Annotated in this window: 23 protein-coding genes; 22 read left to right on the forward strand and 1 reads right to left on the reverse strand. The window is 51.1% G+C overall.

Annotation, left to right across the window (positions count from 1 at the left end; all coding sequences use genetic code 11):
• Positions 1 to 11: 11 nt before the first annotated feature.
• The 14 genes from MKQ68_RS04605 (at position 12) to MKQ68_RS04670 (ending at position 16,944) form a co-directional block, all read left to right on the forward strand.
• Positions 12 to 3,239 carry a SusC/RagA family TonB-linked outer membrane protein gene (locus MKQ68_RS04605; RefSeq protein ID WP_264282273.1) on the forward strand — a complete coding sequence of 1,076 codons (3,228 nt, stop codon included), beginning with the start codon at positions 12 to 14 and terminating at the stop codon, positions 3,237 to 3,239.
• 13 nt (positions 3,240 to 3,252) lie between these two features.
• Positions 3,253 to 4,710, forward strand: a complete 1,458-nt coding sequence (locus MKQ68_RS04610) for a RagB/SusD family nutrient uptake outer membrane protein (protein ID WP_264282274.1) — start codon at positions 3,253 to 3,255, stop codon at positions 4,708 to 4,710.
• Complete coding sequence (locus tag MKQ68_RS04615; protein WP_244841360.1) at positions 4,710 to 5,168, forward strand: hypothetical protein; 459 nt, start codon at positions 4,710 to 4,712, stop codon at positions 5,166 to 5,168. The genes MKQ68_RS04610 and MKQ68_RS04615 overlap by 1 nt, the downstream gene beginning before the upstream one ends.
• Positions 5,169 to 5,229: 61 nt before the next feature.
• Positions 5,230 to 6,981 (forward strand): SGBP N-terminal domain-containing protein, encoded by a 1,752-nt coding sequence (locus tag MKQ68_RS04620; RefSeq protein WP_264282275.1) that lies wholly within the window; start codon positions 5,230 to 5,232, stop codon positions 6,979 to 6,981.
• Between the two features lie 308 nt (positions 6,982 to 7,289).
• A complete protein-coding gene (gene cls / locus MKQ68_RS04625) occupies positions 7,290 to 8,777 on the forward strand; it encodes a cardiolipin synthase (RefSeq protein WP_264282276.1) in 1,488 nt (495 codons plus the stop codon).
• A gap of 279 nt (positions 8,778 to 9,056) precedes the next feature.
• Positions 9,057 to 9,665: a TetR/AcrR family transcriptional regulator gene (locus tag MKQ68_RS04630; protein ID WP_264282277.1), complete on the forward strand. Its 609-nt coding sequence runs from the start codon at positions 9,057 to 9,059 to the stop codon at positions 9,663 to 9,665.
• Between the two features lie 48 nt (positions 9,666 to 9,713).
• Positions 9,714 to 10,976 (forward strand): TolC family protein, encoded by a 1,263-nt coding sequence (locus MKQ68_RS04635; protein ID WP_264282278.1) that lies wholly within the window; start codon positions 9,714 to 9,716, stop codon positions 10,974 to 10,976.
• Positions 10,977 to 10,978: 2 nt separating this feature from the next.
• A complete protein-coding gene (locus MKQ68_RS04640; protein ID WP_264282279.1) occupies positions 10,979 to 11,875 on the forward strand; it encodes an HlyD family secretion protein in 897 nt (298 codons plus the stop codon).
• A 5-nt stretch (positions 11,876 to 11,880) separates the two neighbouring features.
• Positions 11,881 to 12,792, forward strand: coding sequence for an ABC transporter ATP-binding protein (locus MKQ68_RS04645; protein WP_244841349.1), 912 nt, complete (start codon positions 11,881 to 11,883; stop codon positions 12,790 to 12,792).
• 1 nt (position 12,793) lies between these two features.
• On the forward strand, positions 12,794 to 13,531 hold the full coding sequence (locus tag MKQ68_RS04650) for an ABC transporter ATP-binding protein (protein WP_264282280.1): 738 nt from the start codon (positions 12,794 to 12,796) through the stop codon (positions 13,529 to 13,531).
• Position 13,532: 1 nt separating this feature from the next.
• A complete protein-coding gene (locus tag MKQ68_RS04655; RefSeq protein WP_264282281.1) occupies positions 13,533 to 14,639 on the forward strand; it encodes an ABC transporter permease in 1,107 nt (368 codons plus the stop codon).
• Positions 14,639 to 15,757, forward strand: coding sequence for an ABC transporter permease (locus tag MKQ68_RS04660; protein ID WP_264282282.1), 1,119 nt, complete (start codon positions 14,639 to 14,641; stop codon positions 15,755 to 15,757). The genes MKQ68_RS04655 and MKQ68_RS04660 overlap by 1 nt, the downstream gene beginning before the upstream one ends.
• Before the next feature lie 308 nt (positions 15,758 to 16,065).
• Entirely contained in the window at positions 16,066 to 16,416 is a 351-nt protein-coding gene (locus MKQ68_RS04665) for a hypothetical protein (protein WP_244841343.1), read from the forward strand.
• A 21-nt stretch (positions 16,417 to 16,437) separates the two neighbouring features.
• Positions 16,438 to 16,944 (forward strand): hypothetical protein, encoded by a 507-nt coding sequence (locus MKQ68_RS04670; protein WP_244841342.1) that lies wholly within the window; start codon positions 16,438 to 16,440, stop codon positions 16,942 to 16,944.
• A 157-nt stretch (positions 16,945 to 17,101) separates the two neighbouring features.
• Here MKQ68_RS04670 and MKQ68_RS04675 read toward each other — a convergent pair whose 3' ends face one another.
• Positions 17,102 to 18,541, reverse strand: coding sequence for an aminotransferase-like domain-containing protein (locus MKQ68_RS04675; protein ID WP_255861186.1), 1,440 nt, complete (start codon positions 18,539 to 18,541; stop codon positions 17,102 to 17,104).
• 105 nt (positions 18,542 to 18,646) lie between these two features.
• On the opposite strand from MKQ68_RS04675, the gene MKQ68_RS04680 reads away from it, so the two are divergent.
• From MKQ68_RS04680 to MKQ68_RS04715, 8 genes are all read left to right on the forward strand, one after another.
• The gene (locus tag MKQ68_RS04680; protein ID WP_244841340.1) at positions 18,647 to 19,177 is read left to right on the forward strand and encodes an ArsR/SmtB family transcription factor; all 531 of its coding nucleotides are present in this window, start codon (positions 18,647 to 18,649) and stop codon (positions 19,175 to 19,177) included.
• Positions 19,174 to 20,058, forward strand: a complete 885-nt coding sequence (locus MKQ68_RS04685; RefSeq protein WP_264282283.1) for a DNA-3-methyladenine glycosylase family protein — start codon at positions 19,174 to 19,176, stop codon at positions 20,056 to 20,058. Before MKQ68_RS04680 ends, MKQ68_RS04685 begins: the two co-directional genes overlap by 4 nt.
• Positions 20,018 to 20,536 carry a methylated-DNA--[protein]-cysteine S-methyltransferase gene (locus MKQ68_RS04690; protein ID WP_264282284.1) on the forward strand — a complete coding sequence of 173 codons (519 nt, stop codon included), beginning with the start codon at positions 20,018 to 20,020 and terminating at the stop codon, positions 20,534 to 20,536. The genes MKQ68_RS04685 and MKQ68_RS04690 overlap by 41 nt, the downstream gene beginning before the upstream one ends.
• Positions 20,537 to 20,749: 213 nt before the next feature.
• Complete coding sequence (locus MKQ68_RS04695) at positions 20,750 to 21,658, forward strand: EamA family transporter (protein ID WP_244841338.1); 909 nt, start codon at positions 20,750 to 20,752, stop codon at positions 21,656 to 21,658.
• Positions 21,655 to 22,572: a DinB family protein gene (locus tag MKQ68_RS04700; protein ID WP_244841337.1), complete on the forward strand. Its 918-nt coding sequence runs from the start codon at positions 21,655 to 21,657 to the stop codon at positions 22,570 to 22,572. Before MKQ68_RS04695 ends, MKQ68_RS04700 begins: the two co-directional genes overlap by 4 nt.
• A 92-nt stretch (positions 22,573 to 22,664) precedes the next feature.
• Positions 22,665 to 23,222 (forward strand): NUDIX domain-containing protein, encoded by a 558-nt coding sequence (locus tag MKQ68_RS04705; RefSeq protein WP_264282285.1) that lies wholly within the window; start codon positions 22,665 to 22,667, stop codon positions 23,220 to 23,222.
• 35 nt (positions 23,223 to 23,257) lie between these two features.
• Entirely contained in the window at positions 23,258 to 24,085 is an 828-nt protein-coding gene (gene rlmB, locus MKQ68_RS04710) for a 23S rRNA (guanosine(2251)-2'-O)-methyltransferase RlmB (RefSeq protein WP_264282286.1), read from the forward strand.
• Between the two features lie 35 nt (positions 24,086 to 24,120).
• Positions 24,121 to 24,972 (forward strand): hydroxymethylglutaryl-CoA lyase, encoded by an 852-nt coding sequence (locus tag MKQ68_RS04715; protein WP_264282287.1) that lies wholly within the window; start codon positions 24,121 to 24,123, stop codon positions 24,970 to 24,972.

A 24,972-nucleotide genomic window follows, 5' to 3' on the forward strand; every position in this document is an offset into this window, starting at 1 on the left:
TCGTCTCGTAAATGAAGAAAGTGCTACTCATCGTGCTGTTAATGGCAGGGATGCAGTTGCCGGGGTATATACAAGCCCAGGTACCTGCGCCGGCCACGCAACAGAACGCGGTAAAGCTAAGCGAACTGTTATCGACTCTCGAGAAGAGGTTCAAGGTAAAGTTTGCCTACAGCCCCGATGTAATGCCGCTGAATAAGCTGGTGAGCATCAGGGCGAAGGGCGACAAACTGGAACCGGTGCTCGACGAGCTGGCGAAAACGCTTGGCATTACCTATGTCGTGAACGGCAAGCGGGTAGTGTTCGCAAAAGCAGAGGAACGCAAGGCCGGTAAAGTCAGCGGCCAGGTAACCTCTGCAGCGGACGGTACACCGCTGGAAGGGGTAACCGTATCGGTGCCGGGCACATCCCGCCATACGGTTACCAATCCTGCCGGCCAGTACGCCCTGGCGCTGGACGATGGTATGAGCGAACTGGCATTCAGTTATGTAGGCATGCAAACACAGCGTACGCCCATCACCGGCAGCACCGTCAACATTGCCCTGGCGCAGGACCTGCGGGAACTGGAGAGTGTGGTGGTGAGTGGTTACGGCCTCAGCGAACGTCGGGAGAACCAGATCGGCAGCGCGACCGTGATTACCTCGTCGCAGCTGGAACGTAAACCGGTAGACCGGGTAGATCGTATGCTGGAAGGCCTGGTGCCCGGGCTGCAATATGGTGTACAGAGCGACGATACCGACAGTCCACGCCCCAGGTACCAGACGCGTGTTCGCGGACAGGCATCGTTCCTCGCATCCAACGACCCTTTGTGGATCATCGATGGGGTGCCGATTTACACCGGCAACGCCACCAACCAGATTATTGGTGTAAATGTGAGTATCAGTCCCCTTTCCTATATTAATCCGAATGACATCCAGAGCGTTACCGTACTGAAAGATGCGGCTGCTACCTCCATTTATGGCGCCAATGGTGCCAATGGGGTGATATTGATCACCACCAAAAAGGGCATCGTATCAAAAGATAAAATTACTTACAGCTTCCGCACCGGCATCAATACGGTGACGGACGCTAAATTCCAGGTGCTGACCGGAGATGAATACCGTGAGCTGGCCGCCGAAGCTTACGCCAATGCAGGATTGAACCCGGCCGATTATCCATTTCCCCTAAACAAGGACCACGCGAACACAGACTGGTACGATGAATTTTTTCGTACCGGCCACACCATGTTGCATGACCTTTCTTTTTCCGGTGGCAACGAGCGCACCCGGTACTTCATCTCCGGCGCCTACTTTAAAGAAAAGAAAACCATACTGGCCAACGACAACGAACGGTTGTCGGTCCGTATGAACCTCGATCAGCGCGTCCATAAAAGACTTTCACTGTCTTTTAAGATGGGCGGTTCCTATAATACGAACAACCTGTTCAACCCCGATGCAGATTATTATACGAACCGCCCGAACATCAGCGCTTTTAACCCCGATGGCACCTTTGCCCTGTACGATTCTGTAACCGGCTACCGTTTTTTTAACAAGCTGGCGGAGGCTGCGCAGAATGATTATATCCAGCACACGTTTGCCGTAAACGGTAACGTGTCGGCCACCCTGCAACTGTTCGAAGGGTTACAATTCAATAGCACCAACGGACTGGATTTTTATAACATCCGCGAAGATGAGTACCAGTCAAGGAAGAACTGGTCGGGTATCGACCTCGATGGCACACCGAAAGGTTACGCCCGTCGCGCACAAACGAACTACCTGCGCTGGATTTCTATCAACCGGTTAAATTACACGAAGGCATTCGGGCAACATTTGATAGAAGCCCTGGCGGGTACCGAGGCGATGGACGGTCGGCGCAATTCCCTGTGGGCATCCGGCTCCAACTTTGCGAACGACGATATCCGCGAGGTGTCTGCCGCGCCGGAGGAAACACAACGGGCAGGAAGCAGTGTGGAAGAAGAAAGTGCCCTGTCCTTTTTTGGCAGGGTGAACTACACCTTCGACAAAAGATTTTCTGCGCAGGTGAACTTTCGCCGCGATGGCAACTCCCGGTTCGGCAAGGATGTGGCCTGGGGTAACTTCGGGTCTGTAGGCGCCGCCTGGACCGTAAGCAACGAAGCCTGGTGGCGCAGCGGCGTTATCGACTTTGCCAAACTGAAAGCCAGCTACGGCACCAATGGTAATTCCCGGGTAGGCAACTATGCTTCCAAAGGCCTGTACACGTTCGACGAGCAGTATTCGTATAACGGGCAGCCCGGTGCCGTGATGATCACCGGGGCCAATCCCACCTTCAGCTGGGAAATATCCCGTATGCTCAGCACCGGTGTCAACCTGAGCTTGTGGAAACGCATTTCGGTGGAACTGGAAGGTTACCGCAACACCACCTCGCGATTGATCGATAACGTAGACGTGTCGCGCACGACCGGCGAAACCAAGATCTTCCAGAACATGGGCCGCGTGCGCAATACCGGGGTAGAGTTAACCGTGATCAGCACTAACGTGGCCAACAAAAATTTCCACTGGGTCACCAACTTTAATATCACGCATAACAGGAACCGCATCATATCATTATACAACAACAACGATAAAGTATTAGGAACGGAAACCATCAGGCGTGTTGGCGAAGATGCCAACACGCTCTATCTTGTGCGTTGGGCGGGGGTGGATCCGAGAGATGGCGCGCCTATGTGGTACGACCTCCGGGGAAATATCACGAAGGTATTCGACCTGGATAACCGCGTCGCTATCGGATCTACCAACCCTGACTTTTTTGGCGGAATAACCAATAACTTTACGTACCGCCAGTTTACGCTTTCGGCACTGCTGTATTATTCGGTTGGAGGCCACGGGTTTAGCGGCCTGCGGCGTAATTCTGAAAGCGACGGACTTTATATCCTGGACAAGAATCAATCGCGCAACCAGCTGGATCGCTGGCAGGAGGAGGGCGACCTGGCACTTACGCCGAGGTTGCTTTATGGCATCAGCACCTCTTCCAGCCGCACCTCCACCAGGTTCGTGCATAAGAAGACCAACCTTCGGTTACAGAACGTGAGCCTGAACTACCGGCTGCCCGATAAAACAGCCGGCAAGTTACACCTGCAGAACTTTAGCGCATACCTGCAGGCCGACAACGTAGGGTTTTGGACGCCTTACCAGTCGCGAAAAGACAGGAATACGTACAAAAATTCATTTTCACCCTATCCTATGGAAAGGGTGATTTCTTTTGGACTGGTGGCCGGAATTTGAACTTAAAAGACCTATGACTAAGAGATATATGCAGCACCTTTATCAATCTATGCTACTGGCAGCGCTTTGCTGCCTGTTGGGTGGCTGCACCAAAGGTTTCCTGGAAAAAGAGCCGGTCGGCAGGATCAGTAAGGACCAGGTATTCAGGGAAATGGACGGCGTACGGGCGGCTATGAACGGAACGTATAACCGCATGGCGTTTTACTATACCGGCGAATTTATGATGTACCCCGACATTGCCGGGGATGACGTGCACCTGAATACGACGGGCGGCTCCAGCGATATTGGTCTGGCGCTGTTCGACGAACATAACTTTCAAAGTTTGCCCGAAAGCGAAGAATTGGCCGTGGGGCACATCTGGCTGCACATCTTCGCCGCCATGAACAATGCGAACAACATCATCAACAGTATTGCCGGTTTAAAAACCATGTACCCCGACCGCCGGGGTGAGCTGGACTCCCTGCACGGCCAGTCCCTCGTACTGCGTGCTTTATGCCACTTCGACCTTAGCCGTGCTTACGCGCAGCATTACACTTACACCGCCGATGCCTCGCACTGGGGAGTACCGGTGCTGCTGAAAACACCAGGCCCGGGGGAGCAGGTGCCACGTAAAACCATGCGGCAAACCTACGACCAGGTGATCAAAGACCTGGAAGATGCGGTCGCATTACTGAAACAACATACGTCCCGCAGTGCTTTTGCGGCCAATCATATTGCAGCGTGGGGATTGCTTTCCAGGGTGTATCTTTATAAAGAAGATTGGGATAAGGCCATTTTGTGTGCCGATAGTGTGATCAGGTTGGGCGGTTATGCGCTGACGCCTGCTTCATCTTATGGCGACATGTACATGTCCGGTACGCCAGGCCGGGAAGTGATTTTCCAGTTGTATGCCCGCAAAGGCGCGGCGCAGAGTATTGCGGGATCACTTTCGGCGATTTATTCGAGCAACGCTTTCCAGGCTTATGCAGCCAGCCAGCTGTATAACCTGTACGATGCCGGCGACGTGCGTAAAACCATGTTCCGCAACAGCGGTGGCAAACAGTATACACTGAAGTATGCCCGCCGCGACGGCGCTAACCTCGACTGGCCGATGGACCCGAAGATCTGTCGCCTTTCGGAAGTATACCTGAACCGCGCCGAAGCCTTGTGGCGGAAAGGCCGGTACGCCGAAGCCGCGTTGGACCTGCAGGAAATCGCGCAAAGAGCGCACCCAGAAAGTACGATCACGATCGTGTACAACGATGCCGCCGACCTGTTAGGGCAGATCGAAGCGGAAAGAAGAAGAGAACTGTGTTTTGAAGGCCATCGGTTGTTCGATATTTCCCGCCGCAAGCAAAGTGTGCAGCGTGGCGGCGATTGTACGGCTGTGAAGTGTGGGCTGAGTTATCCTAATCCAAGATTTATTTTACCTATTCCGTCGAAAGAACTGGATGCAAACAAAGCGATGCAGCCCAACCCGATAATTAACTAATGAAGATACTTGCGAGGATATTTTTGCCGGTCGCGCTGCTGATCACAGCCGCCTGCAGTAAAGATGAAACAAAGCCGTACGATCACCCGTTCTTCCACATTCATGTGTCGAATGAGGATACCGTGTTCGTAAGGTTTAACCGGAAAGACACCGTAAACTACAACGTGTATTACAGCGGAAAACTACAGTTCGAACCGATGGATGTAAAGTATGAAGTAGTGGCTGGTAATGGCTTGCAGCAGGGACGCGACTACCAGCTGATCAACACCAGCGATACCCTTCGTTTCGTACAGGGCATGTTCGAACGGCCCGTGCGCATCGCCTGGAAGGAAAGTCCGCTGGACCCGTCGAAGAACAACAGCCTAACGATCAGGATACTACGAAATTCAAAGAACTATACCATCGGATTACCGGGGCCCGATAAGTTGCAGAGCAGCCTCGTGATCATCAAGAACTAACCGGCGTTATGCAGCGCGCCTGTGAAAGCCAGTAAATAAACGTCAAAAACCAAAGGGATTAATGAAGCCTGTACTACTGGTTATAATGCTAATCGTACTATTCCTTGCCACACTAATGATAGGGTGCAGGGACCATAATACGCTTACGTATACCAAAGACTTTAAATCCTTCTATTTATCCGCCGCCCGTAATAATGGTCTTACACAAGACGTGCAGGGCGAGATCAACGATACCATGATCATTCTTCGTGTACCTAACATGGTAGACGTATCTAAACTGATTCCCGCATTCGACCTGGTAAATCCGCGTACCATCATTAAAGTAAATGGTGTGGTACAGGAGAGCGGCGTAACCGTAGTCGATTTTACCGAACCCGTGATATACAGCGTGAAGGCAGAAGACCGCACGGTGAAAACCTGGAAAGTGAAAGTGGAAAAAAGTGCTGCCATCACCAAATTCGGCTTCTATGAAAATGATAACCCCGGCGTGATTTTCAAGGACTATGTGGCGGTGATCACAGGCGTAAACATCAATGTATATGTGCCCAGGGAAACCGACCTTACAAACCTGGCGCCGCGCTTCGAGTTCAGCAGTGGCGCTACGGTGAAGGTGAACGGCGTGTTGCAGGAGAGCCGCAGGAACCAGCATAACTTTACGAACCCCGTAGCGTACGAAGTGCTGGAAGCCGGCGCGGTAACGGGCGATCAGTTTATCGTGAAAGTAAATTACCTCACCGATCCACTTTGGGTAAAGATTGGCGAAAACATAATCGGCCCGCGTACAGACGGGTTAGTGATGGGTATTAACCCCGTCACCGATAAACCTTTACTGGCCTACCAGCGCGATGGCTCAGAAAACGGGGTGGCAATAGATGGAGCAGAAGAAAAGGTAGCGGTGATTGCCTATACCGGCACGGGCTGGGAATATTACGGCGGTGCTGCTGGTTTTTCGGAAGATAAGGCAGAAGATTTTGCCCTGGCATTTGATGATGCCGGTACGCCATTTGTGAGCTTCAAAGACTTTAAGAACAGCGAGCAGCGGGCTACTGTGATGAAATACGTCAACAACAACTGGAGTACCGTTGGCGTAGCGCGTTTCTCCGTGCCGCGACCTGATTATTTAAGTATGACAATAGGAGCGGGTAATGTACCGTTTATAAGCATGAGTGCCCGTGGAGGCACGGTCGTAGCAGAACGCGGCCTGTATCCCATGAGCTTCGACGGCGCCGCCTGGAACGCTGCCAATCCACCGGCAGGCATCACCTGCGGCACCACGCACATGACTACCCGAAACGGTAAAGTGTACATGGGCATATTGGAACGCACCGGCGGTGCCAGCAAACCTTCGGTATATACCTGGGACAATGGTACCTGGCGCAACATTGGCAATCCGCAGTTCAGCGCTAACGGCAACAACGGCTTCCTGAAAGTAGAACTGGCGGTCGATCCCGCGGGAGAAGTATATGCAGCCTACCAGGAACCCGCCACCGTAGGCCGGTTGAACCATGTGATGCATTACACCGGGTCTGCCTGGGAACTGCTTGGTACCTCGGTGAACGTAGCGGGTGAGCGTGATAACTTCAACATAGCGGTGCATCCCAACGGAAAGTTGTACCTGGCTTATTCTGATGGGAATGCGTTATTCGTAAAAACGTTCAATAAACAAATCAATAACTGGGACCCGGCCGTACGGGTGATCAATACAAGGGTAAGTGAATTTGATATGCAAGTGGCCAACGATGGCGTCGTGTACCTGGCAGCAGCCCTTTATGCAACAGAAAAAACGGAAGTCTGGAAACTCGATATTCCATAAATAAAGCGAAGATGGTAGTGGCGGCATTACTGCCTGCACCGCTATTCTAACACGCCGGCCCGGCCGGATGGCAGGAAGAGGTACATTGTATAACTGGAGAACGGACATGTATATGCATCTCTATGCGTAATACCAATTACCACAGTAGTGAATGTTGGTGAATGCACCTATGTTACTGTTAGCAGGGTAGTATATATCCTGTACTGCAGTCTAACCTTGATCACCCTTTCTGGTTTAAAAACTCAATGCCGGCGTAACTGCCGGCATTTGCCATTTAATGCCTACTTTTAGGCCCCAAAAGCGTGTGCATGTTGAACGACATCCTGGCCTTCCTGAAGCTGCATTGGGAAGCGATAGGCCTTACTATCCTTTACTTTTTTACCGCCATGGCCGCCTATAAGGCGCTGATGGAAACCCGCTCCTCCGGCAAAACGCTGGCTTACCTTCTGCTCCTTTTCTTCCTGCCTGGCCTGGGTTTGATCGTATACATGACCGTAGGGGTGAATCGCCGCATTAATCGCATTTACAGCCGCAAGTGGGTGAGCAATATACGTTTGTCGCAACGTTTACAGGAGTACCTGCAGCAGGAGTCGCGGGCCGTGTTGCTCGAACATGCCGACCTGGTTGCCAATAAAAACAGTATCGCACACCTGTTATTTAAAGACACTCTGTCGCCCGTTACCGATAACAATTACGCTGAATTACTGCTCAACGGGGAACAGAAGTTCCCGCTGATGTTACAGGTGTTAAGGTCAGCCGAGCATCACATCCACCTGGAGTATTACATCTTTGAAGAAGATACTATCGGCCGCGAGATTATGGAGGTGTTGAAGGATAAGGCGCGTAACGGGGTGAATGTCCGCTTTATCTATGATGACTTTGGCAGCAGCGACATCAACCGCCGCTTTCTCAAGGAGATGCGTGAAGCAGGGGTGGAGGTGTTTCCTTTTTACCGCGTGCGCATCCTGGCAAATCGTCTCAATTACCGCAATCACCGTAAAATAGTGGTGGTAGACGGGCATACCGGTTTTATCGGCGGTATTAATGTGGCCGATAAATACATCAACGACCCGCGTTACAATCCCACGAAAAAGACGGCCATGTACTGGCGCGATACGCACCTCATGATAAAAGGCCATGCCGTGCATTCGCTGCAATTCATCTTTATGTCGGACTGGAATTTTTGTGCGGAAGCCAACCTGCCAATTACGCACCAGTTTTTCCCGGATTGCGCACAACCTGGCGATTCGCTCGTGCAAATAGCCTCCAGTGGTCCGGATTCGAATCGTTCGGCGATTATGCTGTCGTACCTGGCTGCTATTAACCAGGCGGAACGGGCGGTGTACATTACCACGCCGTACTTCATTCCCAACGATTCGATTTTCGACGCCCTTCGACAGGCCGCGCTTTCCGGTAAAGACGTGCGGCTGCTGTTGCCGGGCGATAAAACGGATAGCCGCCTGGTCGCCATGGCGAGTGAGTCCTACTTCGAAGACCTGCTCAGCTGCGGCGTACGCATCTTCCGTTACCAGAAAGGCTTTGTGCATGCCAAAACGATGGTGGTAGACGAAAACTTGTCTGTCGTAGGAACCGCCAACATGGACATTCGCAGTTTCGATTTCAACTTCGAGGTGAACGCCTTTGTGTATAGTCGGGAAGTAAACCACGAATTAACTCAGTCTTTTTTGTTCGACCAGGTGAACAGCGTGGAGGTGGAGCTGCAAGCATGGCTGTTACGGAGTAAGTGGCGGAAGGTATTCGAGGCGTTGGTAAGGCTGGTGTCCCCACTGCTGTAAGGGTTAACATCGGATCAACTACCAATTAACTATGAATTACGATCGAATTACAGGTATTTAAACGACAAAAACGCCAATTGGTTTTGCCAGTAAAGGGGAAGCGTTTAACTTTCAAACAAAAGGCATCTTAATGTTTATCAGCAACAGTTACGCGGGTCGCTGCCGTTGCGTTGCACACTTCTACTTTATCCATCTATCGGCTAAAAAATATTTGCACATTTCCCAAATCTGTCCTTTCTTTGCATCATTAACCAAATGGTTAAAACTATTAGTTAACATATGGAGTCCGTCAGCAATACCGAACAGCAAATCATTGCCGCCGCTAAGAAGATCTTCTTCCAGCGCGGGATGAGCGGTGCGCGTATGCAGGATATTGCGGACGAGGCAGGGATCAATAAGGCTTTGCTGCATTACTATTTCCGCAGTAAAGACAAGTTGTTCGATATGGTTTTTGAAGATGCGATTGGCGAGATGTTCAGCAACATCAAAGCCAGTCAGCAGCAGGACCTGCCCCTGGACCAAAAGATAGCGGTGCTGGTAAACAGTTACATCAACGTGATCAGTAAAAATCCCTATCTGCCCCAGTTTATTCTGCATGAAGTGAACCAGCAGCCCGAGCGGATGGTGAAGCGGATGACGGGCGGCCCCAATTTCCCCGAAATCAAATCGTTTTTTAAAGATATTCAGGCAGGTGCGAAGAAAGGCTTTATCAGGAAAGTAGATCCCTTGCAACTGGTGATCAGTGTTTTGTCTATGTGTATATTCCCCTTTGTGGCCCGGCCCATGATACAGGGTATATTCGAGATGGACAATAAACAGTTTAACAGGTTTATAGAAGAAAGGCGTACGTTTATCGTCGATTTTGTGAAAGCGGCATTACGGCCGTAGTTTTTTTTGCCCCTGAATTAACCATTTAGTTAAATCAATCAGTTAAAAATGAAAAAGATGTTGAGTCTGTTCGTACTGTTGTACGCGCATACCCTGTGTGCGCAGGATACGGTACTCACCCTGGCCACCTGCCAGCAGCGGGCGCGTGATCATTATCCCTTACTACGCCAGCAGCAATTGTTGCAGGACATTGCCACGCTACAGGTCAAAAATGATCGCACGGCCTGGTTACCGCAGGCGGAGCTGAACGCGCAGGCTACCTATCAGTCAGAAGTAACGAAGGTGCCTATTTCGTTACCCAACATCAAACTGCCACAGGTGGCGAAGGATCAGTACCGGGCTACACTGGATATTAAGCAGCAGCTATACGACGGTGGTGCCACAGCGGCCAAACAACAACTACATGGTGCGCAGCAGCAGGCAGAAACGCAAAAGGTGGAAGTGGAGTTGTACAAATTGAAACAACAGGTAACACAGGTATACTTCAATGCCCTCATCTGGGAAGAACGGGCGAATGCCACCGCGGTCATGATCAGCGACCTGCAACAGCGGCTCGCCCGTATAAAAGCCGGCATCGCCAATGGTACCACACTCGCCTCACAAGCTGATATGCTGGGTGCGGAAATCCTGAAGGCCGAGCAACAGTTATTCGAAGCGCAAAACGGTAAGGACGCCGCCATGCAGGTGATGTCGCTGCTCACGGGTACACAGTTAGCCGCCAACGTACAACTACAGCTGCCCCCCGCCGGCAAAGGCCAGGGCCTGGATGTGCAACTGCGGCCCGAGGTGGCAATGTATCGTTTGCAGACGGATGTGCTGAAACAACAATCAAGGCTTACCGGCATTGGCAACCAACCGAAGGTGAGCGCCTTTGCACAGGGCGGTTACGGCCGTCCCGGTTTAAATATGCTGGCGACCGACTTCGATTTCTATTACATGGCAGGCATCAGGTTCAACTGGAATATCTGGAACTGGCGCTACCATAAAACAGAACAGCAAACCATTTCCCTGCAACAGCAATCGCTCGCCAAACAATCGGAGGCCTTCGTGATGGGTACACAAACGCAGCTGCTGCAACAGGCCGCCGACATCCGTAACCTGGAAAGTGCGGTGGAGAAAGATGTACGCATCGTAGCGCTTCGCCGTAAAGTACGGGAAGTGTCCGGCGCGCAGGTAGATAATGGAGTGCTCACGGTACACGACTACCTCAGCGACCTGAATGCCGAAACGCAGGCCGTAATCAGCCGGAAAACGCATGAAATACAATTGGTGTACGCGATCATCAACTATAACATCACTAAAGGAAACTAATTATGAAATCGATCATCAACACCATAGTCGCATTGGTACTACTCAGCGCCTGCGGTAATAACGAACGGGAGGCCGATGCTTATGGCAACTTCGAAGCCACCGAAGTAATTGTGTCCGCAGAGGGAACGGGCAAGCTCACCACATTCAACATAGAAGAGGGCAACACGCTGGCGGCCAATGCGCTTGTCGGCAGCATCGACTCCACGCAACTGCATCTGAAACAACAACAGTTGGGCGCCAATATTAAAGCGGTATTAAGCAAACAGCCGGACATAACACCGCAGCTGGAGGTCATCCGCCAGCAGATCGCCACGCAGGAAAAGGAGAAACGCCGGGTAGAAAACCTTTTAAAAGCCAATGCCGCCACGCCCAAACAGCTGGACGATATCAATGCACAGATCGCCGTGTTGCAGAAACAAATGACTTCGATGTCGTCGTCGCTGCAAACGCAGATCGGCGGCCTGCGCAGCGAAACACGCCCCCTGGAATTACAGATTGATCAGTTGCGCGATCAGCTGGACCAAACAAGGATACTGAACCCGGTGAACGGAACGGTGCTTACTAAATACGTGGAGCAGGGCGAGGTGGTGACTTACGGCAAACCGCTGTACCGCATTGCCGATCTGTCGGAGATGACGTTGCGGGTGTATGTAGGCGCTAACCAATTGTCCGCCGTAAAAATAGGTCAGGCGGTGAAAGTGCGTACCGATGCGGCGGACGGGCAGTACCGCTACTGGACGGGCAACGTGTCGTGGATAGCTGCTGAAGCGGAGTTTACGCCGAAAATCATCCAGACGAAAGAAGAACGTACGCAGCTCGTATACGCGGTGAAAGTGCGCGTAAAGAACGACGGCGCGCTGAAGATTGGCATGCCGGGCGAAATTTTACTTAACAACTAACAGCCATGGAAGCGATTGTCATCCATCATATTATCAAACAATTCGGTGATGTAACGGCGCTGAATGATGTATCATTCACCGTCAATGAAGGCGAGTTATTCGGACTTATCGGCCCGGATGGGGCGGGAAAGTCTACGCTGTTTCGCATCCTCACCACCCTGCTCGTGGCAGACAAAGGCAGCGCCAGCGTGATGGGTCTCGATATAGTCAAAGATTACAAAACCATCCGCCGCTCAGTGGGCTACATGCCCGGCCGCTTCTCGCTTTACCCGGACCTGAGCACCGAAGAGAACTTACGGTTCTTCGCCACGATCTTCAATACCACCGTGGAAGCTAATTACGACCTCATCCGCGATATCTATGTACAAATAGAGCCGTTTAAAAAACGGCCCGCGGGTAAATTATCAGGCGGGATGAAGCAGAAGCTCGCACTTTGCTGCGCCCTTATCCACAAACCCGCCGTGCTGTTTCTCGATGAACCTACCACCGGCGTGGATCCCGTATCCCGTAAGGAGTTTTGGGAAATGTTGCAGCGGTTAAAAGAACGTGGCATCGCCATACTCGTTTCTACTCCTTACATGGATGAAGCGGTGCTGTGCAACCGGGTGGCGCTTATGCAAAAAGGGCGACTGATGGATATTGATACGCCCCAGGATATTGTCGATCGTTTTCAGCAGCCGCTCTGGGCAGTAAGCGCCGCCGACCGGTACGCCTTAATGGAGCAACTGCGCCAGTACGACGACGTCGCCAGCAGTTATGCCTTCGGCGAACACCTGCACGTTACCTTAAAAAGTGGCGAAGCAGGAGAGGAGCGGCTGCGCGGGCGATTGTCGGGGTTTAATGACCTGCAACTGTTTCGCACCCGCGCAGGTATTGAAGATTGTTTCATGTTCCTCATGCAGGAGCAACATCAATAATATGGACAAAGTAATTGAAACAGAGGCGCTCACCAAGCGGTTCGGCGACTTTATCGCCACGAACGCCATTACATTCGAAGTGGGGCAGGGTGAGATATTCGGCTTCCTTGGGGCTAATGGTGCCGGCAAAACGACGGCGATGCGCATGTTGTGTGGCCTGCTGAAGCCAACGTCCGGCAGCGCAAAGGTGGCGGGGTACGATGTGGCCAGCCAGACGGAGCTCGTGAAAAAGAACATCGGGTACATGAGCCAGAAGTTTTCATTGTACGAAGACCTCACCGTGAAAGAGAACATCCGCTTCTATGGGGGCATTTATGGTCTTAGCCGGCCACGCATCCGGGAGAAGACCGTGCAGCTGCTGGAAAAACTGCAGATCACGAAAGAAGCCGATCAGCTGGTAAGTTCGTTACCGCTCGGCTGGAAGCAAAAGCTGGCCTTTTCTATCGCGATCCTGCATGATCCGTCAATCGTATTCCTGGATGAACCCACGGGTGGTGTGGATCCCATCACGCGGCGCCAGTTCTGGGACCTGATTTACGACGCCGCGCATCAGCAAACCACCGTATTTGTGACCACCCATTACATGGATGAAGCCGAGTACTGCGACCGCATTTCAATGATGGTGGATGGCCGCATCAAAGCGCTGGACACACCGCGCAGGCTCAAAGCACAATTTGGGGCAGATAATATGAACGACGTGTTCCTGCAACTGGCCCGCCAACAACCTTCAAACGAATAATATGCTACAGTTCCTGGCATTTGTAAAAAAGGAGTTTTACCACATCTTCCGCGACCGGCGCACCTTGCTGATCCTGTTCGGCATGCCCGTGGTACAGATTATCCTGTTCGGTTACGCTATTACCAACGAAATTCGTAATGCAGATATCGCCGTGCTGGACCAGGCCAATGATTATTACAGTCAGCGACTGGTTAATAAGATTTCCGCTTCGGGTTACTTCCGCATCAGCCGCACGTTGACGAACGAAAAGGAGATGGAGTCGGCCTTTAAGGATGGGCAGATTAGAATGGCGATCGTTGTTCCCCGCCACTTCGGGTACGACTTTTTCCATCACCGGCGGGCGGCGTTGCAAGTACTTACAGATGCATCTGACCCCAATTCGGCTACTACGTTATTGAACTATGCCAATGCGATCATCAACAATTACCAGCAGGAATTGCTCGGGCAGCAGTCGTTGCCGCTTACGATCAACGTGCAACCCCGCATGTTGTACAACCCGGCCTTAAAAGGCGTGTTCATGTTTGTTCCGGGCGTAATGACACTGATCCTGATGCTCGTATCCGCCATGATGACGTCCATCACCATCACCCGGGAAAAGGAAACGGGTACAATGGAAATCTTATTAGTATCGCCGCTTGCACCAGGTATGATCATCGTGGGCAAAGTGGTGCCATACATCCTGCTGTCGTTCATTAACGCACTGGTCATACTGGCCCTGGGCGTGTGGTTATTCGGCATGCCGGTAAAGGGCGGACTACTGCTATTGTTGCTGGAATGCGGCCTGTTCGTACTCACCGCGTTGTCACTCGGCATCCTCATTTCGACGATTACCGCCTCTCAACAGGCGGCGATGATGATTTCGATGGTCGGGCTGCTGATGCCTACGATTTTACTGTCTGGGTTTGTGTTTCCGCTGGAAAGTATGCCATATGCGCTGCAGCTGGTAGCCAACATTTTCCCGGCCAAGTGGTTCATTATCATATTAAAAGATGTGATGCTCAAAGGCGCTGGTCTGCTCGCCGTGTGGAAACCCACGCTGGTACTATGCGGCATGACGCTTTTATTCATCACCCTCAGTGTAAAAAACTTCAAAACCCGCCTTGCCTGATGCGTACCATACTCGTTATCCTCCGTAAAGAATTTCTGCAGGTGTTCCGTAACAAGGCCATGCTACCCATCATTTTCGTGATGCCGGTCATACAGCTGCTGGTATTGTCGTTCGCGGCCAATTACGAAGTGCGCAACCTGCGTATCGATATTGTTGACCAGGACCGGTCGGCGTGGTCGCAGCGGCTGCGTAGTAAAATGCTGGCATCGGGCTACTTTCAGCTGAACGGTGCACCAGCACATGTGAAGGCCGCTTACGAAAACCTGGAGCGCGACCGGGCAGATGTGGTGCTCGTGATTCCTCCTCATTTCGAACGTAACCTGGTAAGGCATAACGAAGCCGGCCTGCAGTTATTGGTCAACGCTATTAATGGTAGCAAGGCGGGTTTGGCCAATGGTTATGCCACCAGCATTATCCGCAGTTTTAACCAGGACATACGGCTGGAGTGGCTGGCGTTGGACCAGCGCAACGGGCCCTCACGGATTGACGTGAGCTGGTCCAACTGGTTTAACCCTGGGATGAATTACAAGTACTTTATGGTGCCGGGCATCCTGGTAGTGCTGGTTACCATGATCGGGGCATTCCTCAGCGGTATGAACATCGTGAAGGAAAAAGAAATCGGTACCATCGAGCAGCTGAATGTAACGCCCATCCGCAAACATCATTTCATTATCGGCAAACTGCTGCCGTTCTGGATCATCGCCCTGTTCGAGCTGGCCCTGGGGCTGGGGTTAGGGAAACTGATTTTTCACCTGCCGATGGAGGGTAGCCTGTTGTGGATATTCCTGTTCGCCGCCGTGTATCTCCTCGTGATGCTGGGTATGGGCCTACTCATTTCCACCTTTACCGACACGCAGCAGCAGGCGATGTTTATCACCTGGTTCTTTATTATCATTTTTGTGCTGATGAGTGGCCTGTTTACTCCCATAGAAAGTATGCCGGGGTGGGCGCAGCGTATCACCTGGTTCAACCCCATCACGTATTTCGTAAAAGTAATTCGCATGGTGATGCTGAAGGGCAGCGGCTGGCTAAACATATGGCCGTCACTGTTGGTGATGGGGGCTTTTGCCGTAGTGCTTAATGCCGTAGCCGTGTGGAACTATCGTAAAACAGTATAAGTAACAGTTGTAGGAAAACTAACGCCGGGGTAATCTTGCCCCGGCATTTTTTTTTTGAGATGAAGTTATCAGGAAGAAAAATATTGGGCATACATGATGAAGTTTTGTATTTTGGCGCCGTTGAGGATCCCTGCCATGTGTGTTCGTTAACCAGGAAGAGAATGCAGGCCTCCTATAAAAGCATATCCCGGAAAACCTTTTTCTGTTAACGCAGGTATATAAAATAAAGATACCCGCATTGTTCCCACGGAGAAAGCATACCAAGTATTGAAAACTTAAACATATCCTAACAGCTTAACCACCCCTTTATGGCATTAAGAAAAGTTTTACCCGCGTTTGATAACCTGGACAAACTTAAATCCTTCATTGATAACAAGTCCGGAGGCGCCTTTAACACCAGCATACAAATTGACCAGTGGGTTGACTACATCGTGGACGCTAATAAGCGCTGCCTTGTTATTAAACGCTCCGCCTCCGCCGGGGCTAAGGTGGTGTTTGTAGAACCAAACGTGGTAGATATACAGCCCATTGCACCCGGTCAATTCTTCAGCAGCTTCCGCCGCGGTATTCCGGCGTTCGTGGTACACCTGTTTATCAGTGGCGGCCAGTGGAAAGTGGCGCACCAGGTAGAAGAGTGGATACTCGACATTCAGCAGTAATTTTTTAACCAATCCAATACTATGAAACAAAAATTCAATTACAGGGAGAAGTTCTCCTGGAGTTTCCTTTTCCTCGCAGCCGTAGGCATCGCCGGCATTGTTTACGCTTTTGTGGGCGAACCTTTTAATCTTCGCTACCGCCGCCTTACGCTGCTGGAGTACCCGAACAGCAAATACGCACTCATCGTGGTGGGAATTTTATTTATTGCCTACACGATACACAAATATCTGAAGGTGAAAGCCATTAGCCAGGGTGAACCGATCGTAGTAGACGGCAACAGCATGCAATTCAGCGCAATTAGCTCCTACAAACCGGTTTCTACCACCGTTCACTTCGATAAAGTGAATGAATTATGGAACAAAGAAGATAAAGATGATGGGGAGTCGATGATCATTTATTCAGAGAATAGTAAAAATCGTTACGAATTTTTTGCTGATAATTTTGAAAGCATGTCGGAGTTTACTAACTTTAAAAGAATATTGGAAGCGAAGTGTGTTAATATTACTAACCGCGAGGCTGTTCAATAACGCGAAATACTTACTAACCCATTTATAACAAAGGCCGTTCTGGTACATCCAGAGCGGCTTTTGTCTTTTAAAACAGTGTGTACTGCGCACAAAGTTAGCTCCTCTTCGCCGGTAACACCATCTCGTTCCCGTCATCATCTGTTCGCACGCCTCAGCCCTAATTCGCTCCTTCCGCTTCTTTCAACATACTCGTTACCAATTTACCTACGGTCTTCAACCCATCGTCGATCTTTTTACTCCACGGCATAGCGTAACTGATGCGTAGGCAGTTTGCGTACCGCTCCTGCAAAGTGAAGATGCGGCCCGGTGCAATGCTGATCTTACGTTTAAGTGCCAGTTCGTACAACTCGAACGTATTCACACGCGGGTTCAGTTCCAGCCACAGTACGAAGCCGCCTTGCGGCCTGGTTACACAGGTATCTTCAGGAAAGTATTCGGTGATGGCCTGCGTGTAACGAAGGCATTGCATGTGTAACGCCTTGCGCATTTTACGCAGGTGATGCTCGTACCGCCCATTCTCCAGGAAGTGCGCTACTGCCGCCTGCGGAAGGGTGGCAGAAGAAATAGAGTGATTCAGCTTAAGACGCAGTACTTTCTCTTTGAACCGGCCGGGCACTGTCCATCCCACGCGATAACCGGGGGCCAGTGATTTAGAGAAAGAGTTACAGAGTAACACGTTACCCCGGGTGTCGTATGTCTTACAGGTTGTAGGACGTTGTTTGCCAAAGTAGAGGTCCCCGTAAATATCGTCTTCTATCAGTGCGATATCATATTTATTAATGATGCGCACCAACTCCCGTTTATTCTCATCGGGCATGAGCGACCCTAACGGGTTGTTGAAGTTTGTGACGAACAGGCAGGCTTTGATCTTAAATCGGGGAATGGCCTGTTCAAGGTATTTGAGGTCTACACCGCAAACCGGGTTTGTCGGTACTTCCAATACTTTTAAGCCAAGACTTTCCGCTAATTGGAACGCGCCGCAGTAAGCCGGACTTTCCAGCGCAATCACATCGCCGGGCGAAGTAACCGCAGACAGGCACAACGTAAGCGCATCCATGCAGCCGGTAGTGGTCACTACATCGTCTTCCGACAGGGTGCCGCCCCAGTGAATGCTCGTACGCGCGATCTGCCTGCGCAAATCGATGTTGCCCTGCAGACTTTCGTAATTAAGTCCGGCTGCGGGTAGTGTGCGGATGGCGTGTATCATCGCTTTGCTGAGCCTTGCGCCGGGCAGGATGCTATCCGGCGGTGCCGCCAGTGAAAACCGCAGGATGCGATCGTCGGGCATGTCGTAAAACACCTGGGTAATCATCTCACTCACACTTACATCTGCCACCTTTTTAACCGGTGCGCAAATCTTGGGCATGTCAGGTAATTTACGCGGTGAAAAGCGTGCGTAGTAACCCGATTTGGGACGGGGTTCTATCAGTCCTTTACGCTCCAGGTGATAATACGCCTGGAAGGCGGTACTCAGACTAATACCTTGTTCTTTGCTAAGGGTTCGTACGGATGGCAGCTTGTCGCCTATCTTGATAACTTCTTTTTCGATCAGCTGTTCGATGCGGTCTGCCACCTGCTGGTAAAGATGATCTGCCATAAAAGGAATGCTTTGAACGGAAGCATAAAAGTACACTAATTCTACTTTTATTTTGCGCAACCAGAAAATTGCGCTAATTTCATGCAACTTAAAAGTTGCTTAAATATGGATGAGTTGTTTAAAGGTATAGCAGACCCGGTACGCAGGCAAATGCTCGACCTGCTGGCTCGTCAGCCGCTGAATGTGAACCAGATCAACGAGCACTTTTCCGACATCAGCCGGCAGGCAGTGAGTAAACACCTGAGTGTACTGGAAGACGCGGGATGGATAAAGATTTACCAGGCGGGCCGGGAACGGTACGGTTATCTCAATAAAACAGCTTTTTATGAGCTGAAAGACTGGTTGCAGGAATACCTCGATATGGACCGCGCCTCGCTGCGCAACGATCATGGGGTGTTTCTTGAAAAAACAGGCTACAAAAAAGGTGATCCGCTTACGTACCCCGTGATGTTACAGGCGATGTTGAGCAAAGACCGGGAATTTGACGGCCTGTTTTACAATGCGGTAAAAACGACGGGCATCTTCTGCAAGCCTTCCTGCTCCGCCAACCCGCGGCCGGATAACGTCATTTTTTACCTGCAGCGCGACGATGCGGAAAAGAACGGATTTCGTGCCTGTAAAAGATGTAAGCCATGATCAACATAGCTGTTAACGACGCAGGCAATTTCAACTTCGATGAATGCTTGTTGTTCCTGAACCGCTCGCCCCGGGAATGTATGCACCGCGTGGCAGACGGCCGCCTGTACAAACTGTTTTCCGATGGCGGTGAGCCGGTGTTGCTGACGATCAGTTACAACGCGGAGCAGTCATGCATCCAGGTAAATACATCTGCCCCGGCGAATGAAGCTGCTGTTATCGATCTGGTTACGCGCTGGCTGCATCCCGACGGCGATATGAACGGGTTTTACCGCTTTGCCAGTAAAGACAAGGTATTAAAACCGCTTACCCAACAATATAGAGGTCTTCGTTTGATCGGCATCCCCGATCTGTTCGAAAGCCTTACCTGGACGATCACCGGTCAGCAGATCAACCTGGCCTTTGCTTATACGTTGAAACAGCGGCTGGTACAGGCGTTTGGGTATGAAACGGAAATAGGCGGGATACCTTACTATTTGTACCCGCCACCTGAAGTACTGGCTGCTGTACCGACGGAAAAGCTACTTGAAATGCAGTTTTCAAAAGGTAAAGCGGCATACATCAAACATGTAGCAGAAGAAATGGCGGAAGGCAGATTATCTGCGGATATATTACTGGAGCTTGATTACGAAGCTGCGCTCCAAAAGTTGGTCTGCCTGAAAGGCATCGGCAATTGGTCGGCCAACTATGTATTAATGAAGTACGCCCGCTTTCCGCAGGCGTTACCATTGGAAGATGCGGGGCTGCACAACGCGCTCAAAACGCAACTGCAACTGCCGGTAAAACCTGGCATCCCCGAAGTGAAACAATTTACAAATCACTGGAAAAAACATGCTGCTTATGCAACCTTCTATCTCTGGCGCTCCCTTTACAGAAGCTGAGTGCCTGCTTTATATCGATACGCCGCTTGGCCCGCTGGAAATAAAAGGAAACGGTCAGTTTATCAGCGGGGTTAACTTCCGTGAACAGGCGGGCGTTTCAAGCGAAGATGTGCCGCCGTTGTTACGGGAATGTGCGCGGCAGTTGAGGGAATACTTTGCGGGCGAACGGCTCGACTTCGATTTGCCGCTTTCGCAGAAGGGCACTGACTTCCAGCTGGGCGTGTGGCAGAAGTTATGCGATATTCCATATGCTAATACTATCAGTTACCAGCAATTGGCCAACCGGATCAATAATCCTAAAAGCATCAGGGCGGTAGGTACGACGAACGGACGTAACCAGATCAGCATTATTGTGCCCTGCCACCGGGTTATCGGTAGCAATGGAACGCTTACAGGCTATGCTGGTGGCCTCTGGCGGAAGAAGTGGCTGCTGGAACATGAGAACAAAGTGAAGCACGGGTCGCAAACCCTTTTTTAATCTGATATGGTCAAAGTTTTCAAAACTGAATCTGTTTTAATACTGTTTTTTGTTGGAATTTTGACCTTGTAATCGAACGGTAGTCACATTAGGCCGTTGGCTGATTACAGGTTAAAAAAGATATTAGGTTGATGAAGCCAGGGCGATGGGTCTCCACCCATTGCGCTTTTTTAGAAGCTGGCAAGTGACCCTTTAAAATTCGCTGTTGTTAAGATGAAACAAAGATCTAATGCCACCGCCTATCTCGCGTTGGTACTCGTAAGTGTATTTTGGGGAACAACGTACCTGGCCGCCCGTATCGGCGTACAACACATGCACGGCATATCCCTGGCCGGCATCCGGCAAACCGCAGCGGGACTGCTGCTCACCTGCTTCTTCCTGTTACGCGGTTATAAAATACCGGATAGGTCTACGCTTAACAAACTGTTCGTCATCGGTACGTTAATGCTTTGCGGCAGTAATGGTTTGATGACCTGGGCCATGCGTTATGTGCCCAGCGGACTCGGAGCGATCATCGGCGCCACGGTACCTATCTGGATCACGATCTTCAGTTTTTACCTGGTGGCGCGTAATAAGTTCTCATTGAAGCTGATCCTCGGTATACTACTCGGTTTTGTAGGCGTGGCGGGCATCTTTTACGATTACCTGGCCGAGCTGATGAAGCCGGAGTTCCGGTTCGGTATCATACTGATCATGGTGGCCTGCGTATTCTGGGCGTTAGGTTCGGTGCTCACGGCCAAGTGGGCGCTGGATATCAATCCTTTGTTCGGCGCAGGCTTCCAGATGGTGTTTAGTGGTATTGAAATGTTATTGATCTCTTTGATGATGGGCGAACACTTTGCCGCGGCCAGCTTTACGGCGGAATTGTGGGGAAGCCTGTTGTACCTCATCTTCTTTGGATCGATCATCGGCTATTCGTCGTACATATTTGCATTGAACCGCCTGCCGCCATCACAGGTGTCGGTATACGCATACATTAACCCAGTAGTGGCCCTGCTGCTCGGCTGGGTATGGTTCCGCGAGCGGTTAAACTGGAATATGGCGATCTTCAGCCTGGTGATATTAGTAGGCGTTTACCTGGTCAACAGTTCATTTAATAAAGTTAAATCCCAAAAATTATGAGCGTAAATGATATCCGCGTTCTTTCCTGGCACCCGCAGTACAAATCGTACTTCGAGTCCATCAATCGTCAGTGGATAGAGGAGAATTTTAAAATGGAAGCGGGCGACATCGCCGTTTTACAACACCCTGAAGAACACATTCTTGCCAAAGGTGGCGACATCATCTTTGTAGCAGTAGGCGATAAGATTGCCGGAACAGTAGCATTAAGAAAGCAGAATGACACGACTGTAGAAATGACCAAACTCGGTGTCGATCCCAATTTTCGTGGCCTCGGACTGGGCCGCCTGCTCATGCTCGAAATCGTGGAGCGCGCTCGCCGCCAGGGTTATACGAAGATGGTATTATACTCGAACACTAAACAGGCTGTAGCGATACAGATGTACCGTAACTATGGATTTATCGAAGTGCCGGTAGATCCGGGCGTGTACGAAAGATGTAACATCCAGATGGAAATACCGTTGGCGCCGCCTGCCCTGAAACAGGTGGCCGCGGGTATTCGCGAAGCAGTAGGCGCAGCGGCCGAAAAGATGAAGCGGTACAACGAAAAGGAAGTGACGGAAAAACGTGCACCCGATAAATGGAGCCGTAAAGAAATACTGGGTCATCTGATCGACTCCGGCTTTAATAATCACGCCCGTTTCATCCGTGCGCAACAGGCGAAGGAATTGGAAACGCCTGGCTATCAGCAGGACTTTTGGGTATCGGTGCAACATTACCAGGATGCCGACTGGAGCGTGTTGATCGGTTTGTGGCAGGGCATCAATAATAATATCGCGCGGGTGCTGGAGTTAATTCCGGACGAGCCGCTGGCGCATGTAGTAAGTGTGGGCAGTTACGCCCCGGTAACGTTACAGTTCCTGGCCGAGGATTACCTCGCGCACCTGCAACATCACCTGGAACAGATAACAGTTTAACCAATATAGATTTTGGATGCAAAAAAGAAAGGGCGCTTATTCAGGCGCCTTCCTTTTTTCTTATTTTCGCCGTTCAAACAGTTGATAAGCTAATGGAACCGACGCAAAACCCATGGACCATCCTCTCGCAGGAGTTGAAGTACGACAATAAATGGATCAGTGTAACAGAACACCAGGTGCTGAATCCAGCCGGCGGTCCGGGTATTTACGGGGTAGTGAGCTTTAAGAACCTCGCCATTGGCGTTATTGCCCTCGATGATGACATGAACACCTACCTGGTAGGACAATATCGTTTTCCCCTGGAAGCCTATAGCTGGGAAATTCCCGAAGGCGGCGGGCCCTACGAAGAAGATCCCCTCATCTCCGCCAAACGCGAACTGCTGGAAGAAACCGGCCTCGTCGCCCACAGCTGGAAGCCTATCATCCAAATGCACCTCTCCAATTCCGTAAGTGATGAAGTGGCGCTGGTATTTCTCGCCCGTAACCTGGAGCAGCACAAGGCCACACCAGAAGACACAGAGGACATTACTGTGCGTAAGCTGCCTTTCGAAGAAGCTTACCAGATGGTAAAGGAATACAAAATCACCGACAGCATTTCTGTAGCGGCCATCCAGAAGATACGGCTGATGATGCTGGAAGGGGAGTTGTAGTCCCCATTCCCGCCCGTTTCCCTATCTTTGCGGCAATGAACCAACGAAATTTTAAGCCTTTTAAGGGCGGAAAGAGGGAAGGTGGCGGATTTGCGCGTAAGCCGCATGCGCCCAAGCCAAAACAGTCATCGCTGATTATCGGCCGCCAGCCCGTAATTGAGGCACTTAATGCCGGTACGGCCATCGAACGCATCTTTATGCTGCGCAACGCCGGCGGCGAAATCATGCTCCAGATCCGCAACGAGGCTATGGCAAAGCAGGTGCCTATCAACATGGTGCCCGCCGAAAAGCTGGACAGCCTCACCCAGGCTACCCACCAGGGCGTAATTGCCATTACTGCCAAAGTAAGTTATCTCGATTTACAGGATGTGATCTCTCACGTGATGGAAAGTGGTGAAACGCCCCTGTTCCTCATTTTAGATGGGATTACCGACGTACGTAATATTGGTGCCATCGCCCGCAGCGCAGTGTGTTGCGGTGCCCAGGCCATCATCATTCCCGATAAAGGCATTGCCGCGCTGAACGAAGAAGCGGTAAAATCATCCGCCGGTGCGCTGGAACGTATATCGGTGTGCCGGGTAAACAGCCTGCTGAAGGCCGTTGACACCCTGCACCTGAACGGTATTAAAGTAGTAGCCAGCGAAATGACCGCCGAAACGAAGCTGTACGATATGGAATGGAAAGAGCCACTGGCCATCATCATGGGGTCGGAGGACAAAGGGGTGTATCCCGCGCTGTTGAAGGCGGCGGACGGCATCTTCAACATCCCGATGGCGGGCGGCTTCGAATCGTTTAACGTATCGGTAGCGGCCGGCATTATTATGTACGAGGCCATGAAGCAGCGGTTACTGGCTGCAGAGTAGACAGGATTAGGTTCATCATCAAAAGGTTTTATATCATGACGCAACAGGCTGTAAAACTAATTGAATGCCCCCGCGACGCGATGCAGGGCTGGCATCACCAGGTACCTACGGAACAAAAGATCGCTTACATCAACGCACTGTTGAAGGTAGGCTTCGATACCATCGACTTCGGCAGCTTCGTGTCGCCAAAAGCCATTCCTCAAATGGCCGATACGCGTGAAGTGCTCGAAGGACTGGACCTTTCCTCTACCCAAAGCAACTTGCTGGCCATCGTAGCTAACTTGCGCGGGGCGGAAGATGCGGTGGCGGTGAGTAAGGATCGCATCCGGTACCTGGGATTTCCTTTTTCTATCTCCGAAACGTTTCAACTCCGCAACACCAATAAAACCATCGCCGAGTCGCTGGACGAGGTGCAGGCCATACAGGAATTGTGTATCAAAAATGATATGCAGCTGGTGGTCTATATTTCCATGGGCTTCGGCAATCCGTACGGCGATGCCTATAACCCCGAAGTCGCGCTGCGCTGGGTAGACGAGCTGGCAGGTATGGACATTCAAACGATTTCGCTGGCCGATACCGTAGGCGTGGCGGAGCCGGATACGATCAAATACCTCTTTTCTACCCTGATACCAGCCTACCCTTCGGTCGACTTCGGCGCCCATTTTCATTCTGCTCCGCATAATTGGGAGGAGAAGATCAGTGCTGCCTTTAACCAGGGGTGCCGGCGGTTCGACAGTACCATAAAAGGCATCGGCGGTTGTCCCATGGCGAAAGATGAACTGGTGGGCAATATCGCGACCGAAAACCTGCTGCAATTTTTATCTTTTAAGGTGGATACGGATGCCTTACGCGAGGCGCAACAGTTAGCCAACGCCGTATTCATCTAA

It is taken from the genome of Chitinophaga horti (genome assembly GCF_022867795.2).
Taxonomy (GTDB): domain Bacteria; phylum Bacteroidota; class Bacteroidia; order Chitinophagales; family Chitinophagaceae; genus Chitinophaga; species Chitinophaga horti.